18 protein-coding genes and 1 riboswitch are annotated in these 15,958 nt (G+C 71.6%); of the genes, 10 read left to right on the top strand and 8 right to left on the bottom strand.

Annotation, left to right across the window (positions count from 1 at the left end):
- Positions 1-246: 246 nt before the first annotated feature.
- Positions 247-741 carry a transcriptional regulator BldD gene (bldD, locus tag ACZ6SA_RS33020; protein WP_026214021.1) on the top strand — a complete coding sequence of 165 codons (495 nt, stop codon included), beginning with the start codon at positions 247-249 and terminating at the stop codon, positions 739-741.
- A 270-nt stretch (positions 742-1,011) separates the two neighbouring features.
- On the opposite strand, the gene ACZ6SA_RS33015 is transcribed toward bldD, so the two are convergent.
- The 3 genes from ACZ6SA_RS33015 to ACZ6SA_RS33005 all read right to left on the bottom strand — a co-directional run bounded on the left by ACZ6SA_RS33015 (position 1,012) and on the right by ACZ6SA_RS33005 (position 3,309).
- Complete coding sequence (locus ACZ6SA_RS33015) at positions 1,012-1,458, bottom strand: SAV_6107 family HEPN domain-containing protein (RefSeq protein WP_347642696.1); 447 nt, start codon at positions 1,456-1,458, stop codon at positions 1,012-1,014.
- A gap of 459 nt (positions 1,459-1,917) precedes the next feature.
- The gene (locus ACZ6SA_RS33010) at positions 1,918-2,109 is read right to left on the bottom strand and encodes a ferredoxin (RefSeq protein ID WP_465832622.1); all 192 of its coding nucleotides are present in this window, start codon (positions 2,107-2,109) and stop codon (positions 1,918-1,920) included.
- A 6-nt stretch (positions 2,110-2,115) separates the two neighbouring features.
- On the bottom strand, positions 2,116-3,309 hold the full coding sequence (locus ACZ6SA_RS33005; protein WP_465832620.1) for a cytochrome P450: 1,194 nt from the start codon (positions 3,307-3,309) through the stop codon (positions 2,116-2,118).
- 96 nt (positions 3,310-3,405) lie between these two features.
- Between ACZ6SA_RS33005 and ACZ6SA_RS33000 the strand changes: the two genes are divergently transcribed.
- Both ACZ6SA_RS33000 and ACZ6SA_RS32995 read left to right on the top strand, forming a co-directional pair.
- Positions 3,406-4,011 (top strand): TetR/AcrR family transcriptional regulator, encoded by a 606-nt coding sequence (locus tag ACZ6SA_RS33000; protein ID WP_465832618.1) that lies wholly within the window; start codon positions 3,406-3,408, stop codon positions 4,009-4,011.
- A 54-nt stretch (positions 4,012-4,065) separates the two neighbouring features.
- Positions 4,066-4,599, top strand: a complete 534-nt coding sequence (locus ACZ6SA_RS32995; protein ID WP_465832616.1) for a hypothetical protein — start codon at positions 4,066-4,068, stop codon at positions 4,597-4,599.
- A gap of 33 nt (positions 4,600-4,632) precedes the next feature.
- Here ACZ6SA_RS32995 and ACZ6SA_RS32990 read toward each other — a convergent pair whose 3' ends face one another.
- Positions 4,633-5,466 (bottom strand): L,D-transpeptidase family protein, encoded by an 834-nt coding sequence (locus tag ACZ6SA_RS32990; RefSeq protein WP_347642691.1) that lies wholly within the window; start codon positions 5,464-5,466, stop codon positions 4,633-4,635.
- Positions 5,467-5,564: 98 nt separating this feature from the next.
- On the opposite strand from ACZ6SA_RS32990, the gene ACZ6SA_RS32985 reads away from it, so the two are divergent.
- Together ACZ6SA_RS32985 and ACZ6SA_RS32980 are read left to right on the top strand one after the other, a co-directional pair.
- Entirely contained in the window at positions 5,565-6,041 is a 477-nt protein-coding gene (locus ACZ6SA_RS32985) for a YbaK/EbsC family protein (RefSeq protein ID WP_443151789.1), read from the top strand.
- Between the two features lie 274 nt (positions 6,042-6,315).
- Positions 6,316-6,624 carry a GNAT family N-acetyltransferase gene (locus ACZ6SA_RS32980; RefSeq protein ID WP_347642689.1) on the top strand — a complete coding sequence of 103 codons (309 nt, stop codon included), beginning with the start codon at positions 6,316-6,318 and terminating at the stop codon, positions 6,622-6,624.
- Between the two features lie 428 nt (positions 6,625-7,052).
- Here ACZ6SA_RS32980 and metF read toward each other — a convergent pair whose 3' ends face one another.
- Positions 7,053-7,973 carry a methylenetetrahydrofolate reductase [NAD(P)H] gene (gene metF, locus ACZ6SA_RS32975; protein ID WP_347642688.1) on the bottom strand — a complete coding sequence of 307 codons (921 nt, stop codon included), beginning with the start codon at positions 7,971-7,973 and terminating at the stop codon, positions 7,053-7,055.
- Positions 7,974-8,063: 90 nt separating this feature from the next.
- Between metF and ACZ6SA_RS32970 the strand changes: the two genes are divergently transcribed.
- A complete protein-coding gene (locus ACZ6SA_RS32970) occupies positions 8,064-9,131 on the top strand; it encodes a polyprenyl synthetase family protein (protein WP_465832612.1) in 1,068 nt (355 codons plus the stop codon).
- 41 nt (positions 9,132-9,172) lie between these two features.
- On the opposite strand, the gene thiE is transcribed toward ACZ6SA_RS32970, so the two are convergent.
- Genes thiE through ACZ6SA_RS32955 form a run of 3 tightly spaced genes read right to left on the bottom strand, consistent with a single transcriptional unit; the run spans position 9,173 to position 11,354 of the window.
- Positions 9,173-9,808, bottom strand: coding sequence for a thiamine phosphate synthase (gene thiE, locus ACZ6SA_RS32965; protein ID WP_347642686.1), 636 nt, complete (start codon positions 9,806-9,808; stop codon positions 9,173-9,175).
- Complete coding sequence (locus ACZ6SA_RS32960) at positions 9,786-10,160, bottom strand: Rv2175c family DNA-binding protein (RefSeq protein ID WP_132510611.1); 375 nt, start codon at positions 10,158-10,160, stop codon at positions 9,786-9,788. Before ACZ6SA_RS32960 ends, thiE begins: the two co-directional genes overlap by 23 nt.
- A gap of 30 nt (positions 10,161-10,190) precedes the next feature.
- The gene (locus ACZ6SA_RS32955; RefSeq protein ID WP_347642685.1) at positions 10,191-11,354 is read right to left on the bottom strand and encodes an NAD(P)/FAD-dependent oxidoreductase; all 1,164 of its coding nucleotides are present in this window, start codon (positions 11,352-11,354) and stop codon (positions 10,191-10,193) included.
- 59 nt (positions 11,355-11,413) lie between these two features.
- Positions 11,414-11,530: riboswitch (TPP riboswitch) on the top strand.
- On the opposite strand from ACZ6SA_RS32955, the gene thiO reads away from it, so the two are divergent.
- The 4 genes from thiO (at position 11,499) to pknB (ending at position 15,902) form a co-directional block, all read left to right on the top strand.
- Positions 11,499-12,656 carry a glycine oxidase ThiO gene (gene thiO / locus ACZ6SA_RS32950; protein ID WP_465832608.1) on the top strand — a complete coding sequence of 386 codons (1,158 nt, stop codon included), beginning with the start codon at positions 11,499-11,501 and terminating at the stop codon, positions 12,654-12,656. (Overlaps the previous riboswitch by 32 nt.)
- Positions 12,653-12,853, top strand: coding sequence for a sulfur carrier protein ThiS (gene thiS / locus ACZ6SA_RS32945; RefSeq protein WP_132510617.1), 201 nt, complete (start codon positions 12,653-12,655; stop codon positions 12,851-12,853). Before thiO ends, thiS begins: the two co-directional genes overlap by 4 nt.
- Positions 12,846-13,601, top strand: a complete 756-nt coding sequence (locus ACZ6SA_RS32940; protein ID WP_347642683.1) for a thiazole synthase — start codon at positions 12,846-12,848, stop codon at positions 13,599-13,601. The genes thiS and ACZ6SA_RS32940 overlap by 8 nt, the downstream gene beginning before the upstream one ends.
- A gap of 381 nt (positions 13,602-13,982) precedes the next feature.
- Positions 13,983-15,902, top strand: coding sequence for a Stk1 family PASTA domain-containing Ser/Thr kinase (gene pknB / locus ACZ6SA_RS32935; protein ID WP_347642682.1), 1,920 nt, complete (start codon positions 13,983-13,985; stop codon positions 15,900-15,902).
- Positions 15,903-15,958 lie beyond the last annotated feature (56 nt).

Raw genomic sequence — 15,958 nt, 5'->3', positions numbered from 1 at the left:
GAGGCGTTTGTGGCGATTCCTAACGGACCGGATTCGGCATCTTTTTTCCAATCAGCTTGACCTGGGGCGTCCACCCCTTTACCGTCACTGTGCGTAACCGCACTGCGCGGCGTTACCGGGGTAAACCCAGGCCGTGGCTACCGATGGTGCCGAGCATGGCACCAGACCCCCCGGTGGCCGGGGCATACGCCGCAAGGGAGCACAATCTACTAAGAGCGATACATACGAGAGCCGGGGGGCCACACGATGCCGTCTGAGTACGCAAAGTCGCTGGGTGCACGACTCCGCGCCATCCGCACCCAGCAGGGCCTGTCCCTGCATGGAGTCGAAGAGAAGTCGCGTGGCAGGTGGAAGGCCGTAGTCGTGGGCTCATATGAGCGCGGCGACCGGGCCGTGACCGTGCAGAAACTTGCCGAACTTGCCGACTTCTACGGGGTGCCCGTCTCCGAGCTGCTGCCGGGCGGCGCCGCCCCCAGCCCGCTCGGGCCGACACCCAAGCTTGTGATCGACCTGGAGCGCCTGGCGACCCTGCCGAAGGAGAAGGCGGGCGCGCTGGCCCGTTATGCCGCGACGATCCAGAGCCAGCGTGGCGACTACAACGGCAAGGTGCTGTCGATCCGCCAGGAGGATCTGCGCTCCCTGGCCGTGATCTACGACAAGTCGCCCAGCGAGCTGACCGAGGAGCTCATCAGCTGGGGCGTCCTCGACGCCGAGGCTCGCCGGGCCGTCGAGTCGTTCTGAGGCCGGCTCCTCAGGGATTGCTCGTTTCGAGGTCACCCGCCTGAGGCATGTGGGGCTCGCCGTGCGCCGGCGAGCCCTTCGTCCTTTCCACGGGCCTCGCCTTCGCCACCGGCCACCATGTGGAGCGGCCCGCACGGCATCCGGTCGAACCCTCTCGGAAGGGCACGTGACCGAGGTCCTCGGAAGCCAGGGCCGGTCGAGACCGGCCGGAGGGGCACGTGACCGAACCCCCGGGAAGCCCGCCAGGAAGGGCTCGCGCGTGAGGGAGCGTCAGCCCGCCAGGGGGACGTCCGCGGGAAGCTGGGGCTGGCTGGGAACGCCGAGCAGGTCTTCGATGGCGCAGACGAAGGTCTCCGCCTCGGCCAGGATCTCGTCGGCGTCGGCCGCGCCGATCCCGCGGACCATGCCCGCCTCGGCGGCGGCCCGCTTGGCGGCACTCGCCGCGAAGTAGGCGGCCCACTCGGACAGGTGCGGCTCCGCCTCGGGCAGCAGCTCCCACGCGCTGCGCAGGCGGCGCCTGCGGCCCTCCATGGGCCGCGGGCGGGCGGCCAGGATCGCCGCCGCCGCCCTGAGGGCGGCGAGGTGGGCGGCCACATATCGGGATGCCGGGGTGCGAGCGCCGGTCGCCTCCGCCAGGCAGGAACGTGAATCGATCAGGTGTGCCCGAACCGCAGCCGACAGCCGGGGCCCGGGCGTTTCTCTAGGCCGTGGTGCCATCTTGCGCGCCTCCTCTGGAGTCGTGGGCGGGCGGCCGGCGTTGCGCCGGTGGAGTCAACACTCGCAGACGCCACCGACATTTCCGCCGGGCCGGCCGGACGAGGAGCTTCCCCTCTCCCCGTCCGGCCAGGACACGCCCGCTCGTCTCCGCCGACGACGAGGACGCGCCCTTCGCCCGTGGAACCTGGCCGCGGGGATCGCTTGGGGAAGCGAGCCGCCCGCGACCAGGCCCAGGTGACGCCGAGCCGCGAGCCTCACCGTCACTGCTTCGAACATAATTTCGATGAGGTTCGGTGTCAACCACATCCACGAACACAGGTTCGATGACCATGAACGAAACGGCCGGCTGGCCACGCGGGCAACCCGTACGACGAAAGCAGCCGCCACCGCGGATGGGCACGCGGCGGCGGCTCGGGTCCGGAGGGCGCCGAAGCGGCGCCCAGGACGGCCAGGAGGCGCTCAGGAGGCGGAGATCGCCCCCGAGGGACAGAGGGTCACGGCGCGCCGCACGGCCTCCTCCTGCCCGTCCGGCGGCGTCCGGCGCAACAACACCACCGTGCCTTCGTCCTCGCTCTGGTCGAACACCTCCGGCGCCGTCAGCGCGCACATGCCGGCACCGATGCACACCGTGGTGTCTGCCTTGATCTCCATGATGACCTACCAAGTGACAGGGAGGCGGTGCACTCCATAGATGGTCATGTCCGAGCGCATCGGCACCTCCTCGGGCGTTACCGCCAAGCGTAGGCCAGGGAAGCGCCGCAGCAGCGCAGGGTAGGCGATGCGCATCTCGGCCCGGGCGAGCTGCTGGCCGAGGCACTGGTGGATGCCGTGGCCGAAGGTCATGTGACCGCCGGCGGGGCGGGTGACGTCGAGGTGCTCGCCGCCGGGGAAGCGGGAGGGGTCCCGGTTGACGACGGGCAGGTGGACGCCGACCATCTCCCCCTCCTTGATGAGGTTGCCCGAGATCTCGACGTCCTCCGTCGCGAGCCTGAACGGGCCGAGGTGGATGATGGTGAGGTAGCGCAGCAGTTCCTCGACGCCGTTGTCCACCACCGACGGGTCGTCGCGCATGGCGGCGAGCTGGTCGGGGTTGGTGAGCAGCGCGTACGTCCCGAGGCCCAGCATGTTGGCGGTCGTCTCGTGCCCGGCCACCAGCAGCAGGAACGCCACCCCGGTGAGCTCCTCGTCGTCGAGCTCCCCGCCCTCGATGAGCCCGCTCAGCAGGTCGTCGGCCGGTTCCTTGCGCTTGCGCTGGATCAGCCCGTACAGGTAGGCCGAGACCCGCCCGAGCGCCGCCAGCACGTCGTCGGCCTTGGTCTCCAGGTTGACCAGGATCTTGGAGTCCTCCTGGAACTGCGCACGATCCTCGTACGGCACCCCGAGCAGCTCGCAGATCACCAGCGACGGGATCGGCAGCGCGAACGCCTGGACGAGGTCCGCGGCGCCGTCGGCGGCCGCCATGTCGTCCAGGCAGGCGTTGGTGATCTCGGTGATCCGCGGCTCGAGAGCCTTCATCCTGCGCACGGTGAACTGCCCGGTCAGGAGCTTGCGGTAGCGCGTGTGCTCGGGCGCGTCCGTGCGCAGGAAGAACCCCCGCGGCACCCCGCGATCCCTGCGCTCGCCCACCAGGTCGACTCTGGACGGGATCGGGGCGTGCATCTTCTCCGGCCGGTTGCTGAAGCCGGGGTGGGCCAGCACCGCACGGGCCTCCGCGTAGCCGGTCACCAACCAGCCGACGTGGCCGTCGGCGTACGTCATGCGGTGCATCGATGCCTGTTGCCGCAGCTCCGCGACCTCGTCCGGCGGGTCGAACGGACGCTGCCTGGTCATGGGCAGGGTGAAGTCGGACATGTCTCTGCTCCTTTCCGAGCGACCTCCCAAGAAAACATCAATCGTTGCAAATTTTCAACCAGTGAAAACAATAAGAGCGTGCAGTATAGTTCCGGCATGGCGGGATTGCGGGAGCGCAAGAAGCAGCGCACGCGCCGGGCGCTGATCGAGTCGGCGCTCCAGCTGTTCGACGAGAAGGGGTTCGAGGAGACCACGCTGGCGGAGATCGCCGCTGGGGCCGACGTGTCGACGCGCACGTTCTTCAGCTACTTCGCGAGCAAGGACGACGTGGTCTTCTACGACACCAACGAGCGCATGGAGCTGGCGAAGTCCATGCTGGCCCGCGCGGAGCCGGGGATGGCGCCGGCCGACCTGCTGAACAGCCTCATCGACAACAGCCTCGCGTGGTCGAGCGCGCAGGAGGATCTCACCTTCGAGGACGCCGAGCTGCGGCTGCGGCTCATCCTGACCGAGCCGACGCTGCAGGCGCGGGCGCTGACCGTGCTGTTCGAGACCCAGCTCGCGCTGGCGCGGACGCTGCACGAGACGTACGCCGACGAGCTGAGCCTGATCGAGGCCTCGGCGGCGGTGGGCGCGCTGTTCGGGTCGGTCAAGCTCGCGGTGATCGCCAACCTGGAGCACAACAGGTCACTGGAGGAGATCTTGGACACCGCTCGCCGGGCGGCCGACGTCGCGCTCGCCGGGATGCGCTCGCTCGGCTAGCACCTCGCCCACGGCTTCTGAGAGGCTGTCCCCTGAGTCGGGAGAGGAGAGCGCATGGCGGAAAGCCGGCGGCGGCCCAACGATCTGGTCCTGCTGGCTCTGGGGCCGGTCCTGGCGGCGGCGTACGCGGCCGCCAATTATGCGGCCATCCGGGCGGGCGTGCGGGCGGAGATCGCCGGCCCGGGGTGGGAGGGCGGCCGGCCCGGCGCCGGCGAGATGACGGCGCTGGGCGCCGACACCTGGCAGCTGACCTGGTGGACCGCACTGTTCACGGGGATCATGGCGGTGGCCTACGTCGTCCTCGGGGCGCTGCTGCGGCGGCGCGGCCGGGGCCGCACACCGCTCATGGTGCTCTCGGGCGTCCTCATCGTCCCGTACGCGCTCGCGTTCTTCGTCGCGCTGCTCAACCCCGTACACGTCCTGCCAGGCCTGTACGAGTCCCCCGACTTCGCCGCGGGAGTGCCGGGCTGGCAGGTGGCCACGCCACTCATCGTGCTCGTGGGCGGGCTGGCGCAGGCGGTGGGGATGACGATGGCGGCCTCGACCGGCCGGCGCGCGGCGCGGGCAGGCGTGGAGCCCGCCCGCTGAGCCGCCGCGCACGCGAGCGCCGCGGCGGAGGGATCACGCGCGCCTGAACGTGCCCCGCACGTGCACCGGCACGCCCTTGCCGAGCATGTCGGGAAGTTCCTCGGCCACGTTCATCGGCATGCGTACGCAACCGTGCGAGGCAGGGTGGAGCGGCACGGACAGCGCCCCGTGGAAGGCGATGCCGCCGTTGAAGAAGATCGGGTTGTACAGCTCGCCCAGATAGGACTTGTGCCACCCGCTGGCGCGCCAGGTCGTCCGGTAGTTGCCGGTCGGCGTCGTGGCCGAGCCGCAGAAACGCTGCTGCTTGCCCTGCCACACGGCCGTCTCACAGTAGGCGATGCCGCTGCCCGACGACACGTGGGTGATGAGCTTGGCCTCGCCCTTGACGTACATGACCATGATCTGCTTGGTCAGGTCGACCTCGGCGCGGGTCGGCCTGCCGTTCCTGGCCAGGACTCTCGGGGCCCTCGGCGTCTCCAGCGCCTCCCAGGTGCGCCTGGCGACGGTGCTGGTCGGCTTGATGCCGTTGACCTTCTGGAACGCCCACACGGCCGCCAGCGTCGTGCCGCCGTATTTCCCGTCCACCTTGCCCGGGCGGTAGCCCAGCTCGGTCAGGCGCTCCTGCATCCAGGTGACGGCCTCGCCCTTGGCGCCGAGCTTGAGCGTCCTGCCCGGCGCGGTGACCGTCGCGGCGGGAACGGCGGCGGCCGGCCCGCCCGCCGTCGCGGGTGTCGTGGTGGTCGTCGCCGGCGCCAGCACAGGTGACGACGCGTGCGTACGGTGCGGCGCCGGCGTGCCGCATCCCGAGACGATGACGGCGCCGGCCGTCAGGAGAGCAGCTACCCCGGGTAGCCGTCGAGCCCTCACCTGTACCACCTCTCACCCCGGTAACGAATGGATCAGTGGACCTTACACCACTCACCATCATTCGGTAATCAAGCAGTCATCCTGTTTAGAGTGTGTCCATGTCTGAGAAGTTGCCGGCCAATGCCGTCATTGTGGAATCAGCGCTTCGCCGGCTCGGGGTGACCGGCGAGATCGTCGTTCTGCCGGAGAAGGCCCCCACCGCCGCGACCGCCGCGGCGCAGATCGGGTGCGAGGTCGGGGCCATCGCCAACAGCCTGATCTTCGACGCGGACGGCGGGCCCCTGCTCGTGCTGACGAGCGGCGCGCACCGGGTCGACGTTGAGCTGATCGCCCGCACGGCGGGTGTCCAGCGGGTACGCCGGGCGTCGCCGGAGTTCGTCAGGGCCGCCACCGGCCAGCCGATCGGCGGGGTCGCCCCGGTCGGGCATCCGGCGCCCGTGCCCACGCTGGTGGACACCTGGCTGAGCAAGCACGAGGTGGTCTGGGCGGCCGGCGGGCATCCGCTGACCGTGTTCCCGACCACGTTCGACGAGTTGGTGCGGATCACCGGGGGCACCCCTGTGGACGTCGAGTAGTGTGCGACAGGTGATCGAGTTTCGCGGGGTGGGTCCCGCCGGGTTCACCGAACGGCTGGAGACGGTGATCGGCATCTACACGGCCGCGATGAACCCGCCCGCGGACCAGATCGCCGGCCGCAAGACCATCATGCGAAATCATGGGACATATCCCCATTTTCAGTGTTATTTCGCTGAATTGCGTGATTCATCCCCACAGCTACCCCCTTCGGAACCCCAAATCGTGGGTTTCGCGTACGGCTTCCGGGGCGCGCCGGGGCAATGGTGGCATGACGTGGTTCTCCGGGCCCTGCGCGACGAGATGGGCCCGGAGGCCGCCAACGCCTGGCTGGGATTCGCGTTCGAGCTGGCCGAGATCCACGTCCACCCCGACTACCAGGGCAAGGGCATCGGCCGGGCCATGATCAGGACACTGTGCGCCGGCCGGCCGGAACGCTCGGCCGTCCTGTCCACGCACGACCAGCCCACGGCCGCCCGGCGCCTCTACGCCAGCATGGGCTTCACCGATCTGCTGACGCGGTTCGTCTTCCCCGGCGGCCACGAGGAGTACGCGATCGCCGGCCGCCCCCTGCCTCTCCCCTGACCGGCGCGGAGGAAAGCCGCCGCCCCGGGCGCCGCCTCCCCGACCCGCGGTCTCCCGGTGACAGGGAAAAACCTTGATGACGACGTGACCCGTGGGTTTACCGGGCATGGCCGAGGGCATCATCCATGACAGAAAGTAACCGACCCTTTACTCGCCGGCTACCAGTCCCCCGCCCGTCACCCGCCCGGTCCCCCTGCGGGCGGGTGGCGGGCCTTCCTCATGCTCGCTGACCGGCCCACGCCTCGAACCACGCGCCCGGCCCGCGTCGCGCCGTGACGGCGGCCCGCCCCGAGCGGGTCAGCGGGCGTCTCCCTGGAGGCCGCCGGCCCCGGTCGGCGGGTGGCGTGCCGCCGGCCGTGCCGTAACGACAACAAGACCGCGCCGAGCGGAGAGCCACGTCGGGCGGACAGCCGCAGCCCACCACCACGTCAGGCGGACAGCTGCGCCCCGGACAGTCTCTGGAACACCTCGCGCGTGGCGCTGGAGCGGTTGAACGTGATGAAGTGGATCCCCGGCGCGCCCTCGTCGAGCAGCCGCTGGCACAGCTCGGCCCCGTGCTCGATGCCCAGCCGCCGCACCGCTGCCGGATCGTCCTTGACCGCCTCGAAGCGCGCCGCCAGGCGGGGCGGGAACGGCGCCCCGGACAGCTGTTCCGAGCGCGCGATCGTGCTCATCTGCGTCACCGGCATGATGCACGGGATGATCGGCGTGTCACAGCCCTGGGCCGCCACCCGGTCGCGCAGCCGCAGATAGTCGTCGGCCTCGAAGAACATCTGCGTGATCGCGTAGTCGGCACCCGCCCGGCACTTGCGGACGAAGTAATCGGTGTCGGACTCGATGGACGGCGAGCGCGGGTGCTTGTAGGGGAAGGCGGCCACGCCGACGCAGAAGTCGCCCGCCTGCCTGATCAGCCGCACCAGGTCTTCGGCGTAGAGCACGCCCTCGGGGTGCGGCACCCACTCGGCCGTCGGGTCGCCGGGGGGATCGCCCCGGACGGCCAGGATGTTGCGCACCCCGGCGTCGGCGAAGCGCCCCACGAGGTGGCGCAGCTCGCGGACGGAGTGGTCGACCGCCGTGAAGTGCGCCACGGGCGTGAGCGTGGTGTCGTGGGCGATGCGCTCCACGATGTCGACCGTGCGGTCGCGGGTGGAGCCGCCCGCGCCGTAGGTCACCGACACGAACGTCGGCCGCAGCGACTCGAGCTCCCTGATCGCCCGCCACAACGATCGCTCGCCCTCGTCGGTCTTCGGCGGGAAGAACTCGAAGGAGAACGACCGCCCACCGTCGGCGAGCATGTCGCGGACCGTGGGAACACGTTCGGGGAAGAAGGAAGGTCGACCAAGCGCCATGGTCACCAGGCTACAGTGGCGCCGCGGGAGCGGCAGCCCGAGAGGCCCTGGAGATCCTGACGCCCGCGTCCGGCCATTAGTCTCAGTGTCATGACCATTGACGCCGCCCGCATGGACGTCCTGCGCCCGCAGGTGGAGCGCTCCCTCGGAGACTTCGTCGAACGGAAGTTGCCGGCCGGGGGCGATGCCGCCTTCGCCCCGCTGCGCACGGCCGCCGACGCGCTGCTGTCCGGGGGCAAGCGGCTGCGCCCGGCGTTCTGCTACTGGGGCTGGCGCGGCGCGGGCGGCGCCGACGTCCCCGCGATCTTCACCGCCGCCGCCTCGCTGGAGCTGCTGCAGGCCAGCGCGCTCGTCCACGACGACGTGATGGACAAGAGCGACCTGCGCAGGGGGATGCCGGCCGCGCACCGCCGCTTCGAGTCCATGCACGAGCAGTCCCGCTGGCAGGGGTCGGCGCAGCAGTTCGGCGAGGGTGCGGCGATCCTGCTCGGCAACCTGCTGCTCATCTGGTCGGGCGAGATGTGGCGCACCAGCGGCCTGCCGCCCGCGTCCCTGGAGGCGGCCCAGCCCGTGCACGACCACATGCGCACCGAGCTGATGTGCGGCCAGTACCTCGACCTGCTGGAGCAGGCCAACGGGGAGAACACGTTCGAGTCGGCGCTGCGGGTGGCACTGTTCAAGAGCGGCAAATACTCGGTGGAGCAGCCGCTGCGGCTCGGGCTGGTGCTCGCCGGCCAGGAGCGCGCGCCGTGGATGGACGAGCTGTGCACCGGCTACGGCACCCGCGTGGGGATCGCCTTCCAGCTCAGGGACGACGTCCTCGGGGTGTTCGGCGACCCCGCGCAGACGGGCAAGCCCGCGGGCGACGACCTGCGCGAGGGCAAGCGGACGATGCTCGTGGCCCGCACGCTGGCGGCCGCGTCCCCCGGGGCCGCGCGGACCGTCCGGCGGCTGCTCGGCGACCCCGAGCTGGACGAGGCCGGGGTGGCGACGCTGCGGGGGATCATCGACGACACCGGCGCGTTGCGGGAGTGCGAGGACCTGATCGGCGACTATCTGGGCCAGGCGCTGTCCGCCCTCGACGAGTCGCCGGTGACGACCGAGGCCCGCTCCGCCCTGACCGAGCTCGCCATCGCCGCCACGTCCCGCAAGACCTGAGGCGGCCGGGCGGGCCGGTCAGGGACCGCCCGGCGTCGGGCTCAGGGAGACAGGCGTTTGGCGAACTCGGCCGCCGCCGCCCCCGGATCGTCCGCGTCGGTGATCGCGCGTACGACGACCACCCGCTCGGCGCCGTACGACATGACCTCGTCGAGATTGTCGAGGTCGATGCCGCCTATCCCGAACCACGGCCGCGAGGTGCCGAGCCCCGCCGCGTGCCTGAGCAGCGGCGGTCCGGGCGCCGGGCGGCCGGGTTTGGTCGGGGTGGGCCAGATGGGGCCGCAGCAGAAATAGCCGACGCCCTGCTCCACGGCCGCGGCGGACGCCTCGGCGGCGGAGTGGGTGGACCGTCCGATGACGATGTCGTCGCCGAGTATCTCTCGCGCGACCGTCGCCGGAAGGTCGTCCTGCCCCAGGTGGAGCACGTCGGGCCGGGCAGCGTAGGCGATGTCCGCCCGGTCGTTGACGGCCAGGAGTTTGCCGTGCCGGTCGCAGGCGTCGCGGAAGACCTCGAGGAGCGCGAGTTCTTCGCGGGCCTCCAAACCCTTCTCCCGCAGCTGGATGATGTCCACGCCGCCGGCCAGCACGGAGTCGAGGAACTCTGCCAGGTCGCCGCGGTCGCGGCGGCCGTCGGTGCAGAGATAGAGGCGGGCCTCAGAAAGCGAGAGCTTGGGCACGCCGCTTGACCTCCGTGTGACGGCCGGCCCGGATCGCCTCGATGGGCGATCCCGGCAGGGACTCGTCCGGGGTGAAGAGCCAGCGCAGCGACTCGACGTCGTCGTAGCCGGCGTCCTGCAACACGGTCAGCGTGCCGGGCAGGCCCTTCATCACGTCTTTTCCGTCGAGGAACACCGCGGGCACCTGAGGCCCGCCGCTGCCCCTGCGTACGCCGAGCAGCTTGTGGTCCTTGAGGAGTTGCTTGGCCCGCCCCAGCGGAAGGTCGAGGCGTGAGGCCACTTCGGGGAGAGTGAGCCACTCGTCGACGAGCTGCTCGGTCTCCCGGTCGATCTGTGCAACAGAAAGTGTCACGAAACCACAACTACCACATGGCGCGCTTGCTCAAACAACACAATCTCGTAGGGACACTTCGGGATCTACCAGGCGTTTGGCATCGAGGCGTTGGCCCGAGGCGATGACTCTGCGGCCCTGTACGAGGTCTCGCGGCCGGTCGACGGCGAGCACGGCGGCGAGGGCGTCGTCGGCGGTGAGCCAGACGGCCGACCATTTACCCTCCGTGTCACCGCGGTAGAGGAGGCGTTCGCCGGCGGGGTGGTGGCCGGCGTACTGCACCATGTGCCCGAACTGCTCCGACCAGAAGTAGGGCACGGGATCGTAGACGGCCTCCTCGCCGAGCAGCGTCGCGGCGGCGACCTCGGGCGCGTTGAGCGCGGAGTCCCAGTGTTCGACGCGGAGCCGGGTCTGCCAGCGGCGCGACCACCAGGCGGCGCAGTCGCCGACGGCGACGACGCCGGGCAACGAAGCGCGCAGATGCTCGTCGGTGACGACGCCGTTGTGCAGGTCGATGTCGGCGTCGGCGAGCCACTCGACGGCGGGACGCACGCCGATGCCGGTGACGACCACGTGGGCGTCGACGAACGCACCGCCCACCAACCGCACGCCGCCCTCGTCCACGGAGTCGACCATGGCGCCGAGCCGCAGGTCGATGCCGGAATACCAGGGCTCGGTGCGCGCGCCGATCTCGGCGCCGACGGCGGTGGCGAGCGGCGCGGGGCCGGCCTCGATCACCGTCACCGCGCACCCGGCCCGGCGTGCGGCGGTGGCGACCTCGGCGCCGATCCAGCCGGCGCCGATGATCGCGACGCGGGCGCCGGGGACGAGCATGGCCCTGAGCTCGTGGGCGTCGTCGAGGGTGCGCAGCACGTGCTGGGGACCGTCGCCGGGAAGCCTGATCGGGTCGGCTCCGGTCGCGATGACCAGGCCGTCGTAGCCCAGCTCGCCCTCGGTCGTCTCCACGACCCCCGCGCGCAGCGACTTGGCGCTGACGCCGGGCCAGAACTCGACGCCGAGCGCGGCCAGGTCGGCGCCGACGTAGCTGTCGTCGGCCTCTCCCGACAGCACGGCCTTGGACAGGGGCGGGCGGTCGTAGGGGCGATGGCGTTCCCTGCCGACCATGGTGACGCGCCCGGTGAAGCCCTTCGAGCGCAGCGCCTCCACGGTGCGCAGACCGGCCAGTCCTGCTCCGACGACAACGACGTGGTTCACGCTGATGACCATAACGGGGGCGGTGTCCGGGCGTGACACCGAGGCCGTAGGCTGGTGAGGGAAAGACGCGCGGGAGTCCGGCCGTGACCGGGCTGAGAGGAAGGCTTGACCGGGCCTTCGACCGCAAGACACCTGATCCGGGTCATGCCGGCGAAGGGAGCGCATGTGGACGTGATCGTAGGCGGCGGGATCGTCGGGCTGTCGGCCGCCTGGCGGCTGGCCCGCTCCGGCCTGCCGGTCACCGTGGCCGACCCGGCTCCCGCCTCGGGCGCGTCGCACGCGGCCGCGGGGATGCTGGCTCCGGTCAGCGAGGTGACCTACACCGAGGCGCCGCTGCTGCGGCTGGGGATGGCGGCGCTGCGCCGCTGGCCGTCCTTCGCCGCCGAGCTGGCCGCGGACGCCGGGCTCTCCGGGCCGGCCGCACTCGACTTCCGTACGAACGGCACGCTGGACGTCGCGTTCGGCGCCGACGACCTGGCGGCGCTGGACGAGCTGGCCGCGTTCATGGAGAAGCTGGAGCTGCCGGTCGAGCGGCTGGCGGGGCGCGAGTGCCGGCGCCTTGAGCCCATGCTGGCCCCCTCCGTGCGCGGCGGCCTGCTGGCTCCCGGCGACGCCTGGGTCGATCCGCGCCGCGTGACGGCGGCCCTGCTCGCCGCCCTCGACCGGCTGCGCGTCCCGCTGGTGCGGGCGCGCGTGAGCGAGCTCCTGCGTGACGGCGGCAGGGTCACAGGGGTTCGCCTCGCGCCACCGGACGTCCCGGCCCCCGCCGTGGCCGATGGCGGCGTGCCGCGGCAGTTGCGGGCCGAGCGGGTGATCCTGGCGGCCGGGGCGTGGAGCTCCGGGCTCGCCGGGGTGCCGGTGCGGCCGGTCAAGGGGCAGATCATGCGGTTGCGCTCCGCCCAGCCCCTGCTCGGCCGGTGCGTACGCGGCACCGTGCACGGCTCGTCCGTCTACCTGGTCCCCAGGGGCGACGGCGAGCTGGTCGTCGGCGCGACCCAGGAGGAGATGGGGTTCGACACCAGGGTGACGGCCGGCGGGCTCTACGAGCTGCTGCGTGACGCCAGGGAGCTGGTTCCGGGCGTCACCGAGCTGGAAGTGGCCGACGTGGTGGCCGGGCTGCGGCCGGGCACGCCGGACAACCTGCCCGTCATCGGCCCGAGCGGCACGCCCGGGCTCACGCTGGCCACCGGGCACCATCGGGGCGGCGTGCTGCTGGCCCCGTTGACGACGGCCATCCTGCTGGGCGAAGAAGGCGAGCTGGCGGCGCTGTGCTCGCCGGAAAGGTTTCAGGAGATTTCATGATTGTGATGATCAATGGGACCGCGCACGAGGTGATCGACGGCACGACCGTGGCGCAGGCCGTGAGCACGTTGACCGCGGCCACCACCGGAGTGGCCGTGGCCGTGAACGACGAGGTGGTCACGCGCAGCGCCTGGGAGACGACGGCGCTCAGCGACAGCGACCGCGTGGAGGTTCTGACGGCGGTGCAAGGTGGATGACCTGATCATCGCCGGGGAGAAGTTCTCGTCCCGGCTCGTCATGGGCACCGGCGGCGCCCCGTCGCTCGAGGTGCTCGACCAGGCGCTGGTCGCGTCCGGCACCGAGATGACCACGGTCGCCATGCGGCGGCTCGACCCGGAGGCCCGCGGTTCCGTCCTCGACGTGCTGCGCAGGCGGGACATCAAGGTGCTCCCCAACACCGCGGGCTGCTTCACCGCGGGCGAGGCCGTGCTGACGGCGCGGCTGGCCAGGGAGGCGCTCGGCACGCCCTGGGTCAAGCTGGAGGTCATCGCCGACGAGCGCACGCTGCTGCCCGACCCCATCGAGACGTTCGACGCGGCCGAGCGGCTGGTGGCCGACGGGTTCGTGGTGCTGCCGTACATCGGCGACGACCCGGCGCTGGCGCGGCGCCTGGAGCAGGCGGGCTGCGCGGCCGTCATGCCGCTGGGCGCGCCGATCGGCTCCGGGCTGGGCATCCGCAACCCGCACAACATCGAGCTGATCGTGGAGGCCGCGTCCGTGCCGGTCATCCTCGACGCGGGCATCGGCACGGCCAGCGACGCGGCCCTGGCGATGGAGCTGGGCTGCGACGCCGTCCTGCTGGCCACGGCGGTCACCCGGGCACAGCGGCCCGACCTCATGGCCACGGCCATGCGGGAGGCCGTGACGGCCGGGCGCCTGGCCCGCCAGGCGGGGCGCATCCCCCGCCGCCGCTACGCCGAAGCCTCCTCCCCGATGACCCCGTGACCCCTCTCCCCGGCGAGGGCTCGCGACCGCTCGCGCGGGCGACGTCGACGGTCGCCGGGGCGCCCCCCGCGCGGTATCACCGCGCGGGGAACGTACGGGCACGGCCCCGGTGACCGGCGCATCCGGCCGGCCCTCGTAGGGGGAGCGGCCGCCCGGACGACACGCCCGGACTGCCGCGGGTGAAGGGATGGTCCGCCTCCGGGTCTCCTGCCTCGGTCCGGAGCCCGGCGACGCGGGGCGCGCGGCCGACCGGTAAGGGCGTGACGCCGGTGAGGCTGTGTCCGCTTCCCCGGGACGAAGGGCGTACGAACGAGAACGTCTCCGCATCGGTTTCGGGCGGCCGGGCCCTGTCAGTGGCAAAACGCCCGTAAACTCAGCGGGGTGGACACGACGACTGCGGACCCCCTGGTCGGGCGGCTCCTCGATGGGCGCTATCGCATCGAGAGCCGGATCGCCCGGGGCGGTATGGCGACCGTCTACCTCGCGCTGGACATCCGGCTCGACCGGACGGTCGCGCTGAAGGTCATGCACCGCTCACTCGCCGAGGACCCGGCGTTCGTCCGGAGGTTCATCGGCGAGGCCAAGTCGGTGGCCAGTCTCTCCCACCCCAACATAGTGCACGTTTTCGACCAGGGCACCGACACCGACGTGGTCTACCTGTCGATGGAATACGTGCCAGGCCGCACGCTGCGCGACATCCTGCGCGACCGCGGCCGGCTGCCGGCCCGCGAGGCGCTCGAGATCATGATCCCGGTCCTGGCCGCGCTCGGCGCGGCCCACCAGGCGGGCCTGGTCCACCGCGACGTGAAGCCGGAGAACGTCCTCATGACCGACGACGGCCGGGTCAAGGTCGTCGACTTCGGCCTGGCCAGGGCCATCGAGGCGACCAACCAGACCCGCACCGGCGTGATGATCGGCACGATCGGCTACATGTCGCCCGAGCAGGTCACCACGGGCGGCGCCGACGTGCGCAGCGACGTCTACGCGGCCGGCATCATGCTGTTCGAGCTGGTGACCGGGCAGCAGCCGTATGACGGCGAGACGCCGATGTCGGTGGCCTACCGGCACGTCCATGACACCGTGCCGGCGCCGTCGTCGTTCGTCCACGACGTGCCGCCGCTGATCGACACGCTGGTGGCGCACGCGACGGCCCGCGAGCCGGGCGACCGTCCCGCGGACGCCACCGCGATGCTGGTGGCCGCCGTCGACGCGCACCGCATGTTGCCGCGGATGACCGGCCAGCCCGTGAGCGGCCCCGTGCCGCCGCGCGTCCACCAGCAGGGCGCCCACCAGCAGGGCGCCGGCTCCGCCGCGCGGTCGCGCCCGCAGGCCGCTCCCGCGCACACGCTGATCCAGCCGCGGGCGGAGGTGCCGCAACGGCGCGCGTTCCGGCCCAACTGGTTCCTGGTGACGCTGGCCGCCGTGATGGCGGTCGCGGTGGGGCTGACCGGCTGGTACTTCTCGCAGTCCGACCCCGTCATCGTCCCCGACCTGGTCGGGAAGGACATGGCGATCGCGGAGAAGAACGCCGCCGCGCTCGGCCTCGTGGTCCGCAAGGCCGACGGCAGGCACGACGAGAAGGTGGCCGCCGGCCTGGTCCTGCGCACCGACCCGGTGGCCAAGACCGAGCTCGACAACGGCGACACGATCACGCTGGTGCCCTCGCTCGGTCCCAAGCGCGTCATCGTGCCCAACGTGGCCGGGATGACCGGCAACGACGCCCGCGTGGCCCTCGCCGACGCGGGGCTGACCGTCGACTCGGTCAAACGCCTGGCCAACCAGGAGGTCGAGCGCGACAAGGTGATCCGCACCTCGCCGCAGGTCGGCGAGAAGGTGAAGGAAGGCACCAAGGTCGACATCTTCGTCAGCGCCGGGCTGGTCATGCCCGACGTGGGCGGCATGCCGAAGGACGAGGCCGCCGGCCATCTCAGCGGCCAGGGTTTCCAGGTGCAGGTCAACGAGGTCGACGACGACGCCGAGCCGTGCACGGTCATCGCCCAGGAGCCCAAGGCGAAGACGGAGGTCGACAAGGGCGCCCAGGTCATGATCACGGTGGCGCGGTGCCAGACGGACTTCTGGGACTGGTTCGGCGACCGCGACGGCGAGGGCCGCGACGACCGGCATCTCCGCGTGGTGCCAGGGGTGCTCGGCAAGGAGCTCAGGGACGCCAGGTCCGAGTTACAGGCCCTGGGCTTCCAGGTGCGGGTGCAGCGGCTGGTCAACGCCGGCGTGGTGAAATACCAGCGCCCGCTGCCCAACAGCGAACGCCCGTCGGGGAGCACGGTCTACCTCTGGCAGTGAGCGCCGGTCCCGCCGGCCCGGCCCGCACCCCTGCCCGCCTGCACGCGCCGGGCACG

It is taken from the genome of Nonomuraea sp. NPDC049378 (genome assembly GCF_055586745.1).
The sequence above is the reverse complement of the archived record's forward strand: the minus strand, read 5'-3'. Positions and strand labels throughout refer to the sequence as shown.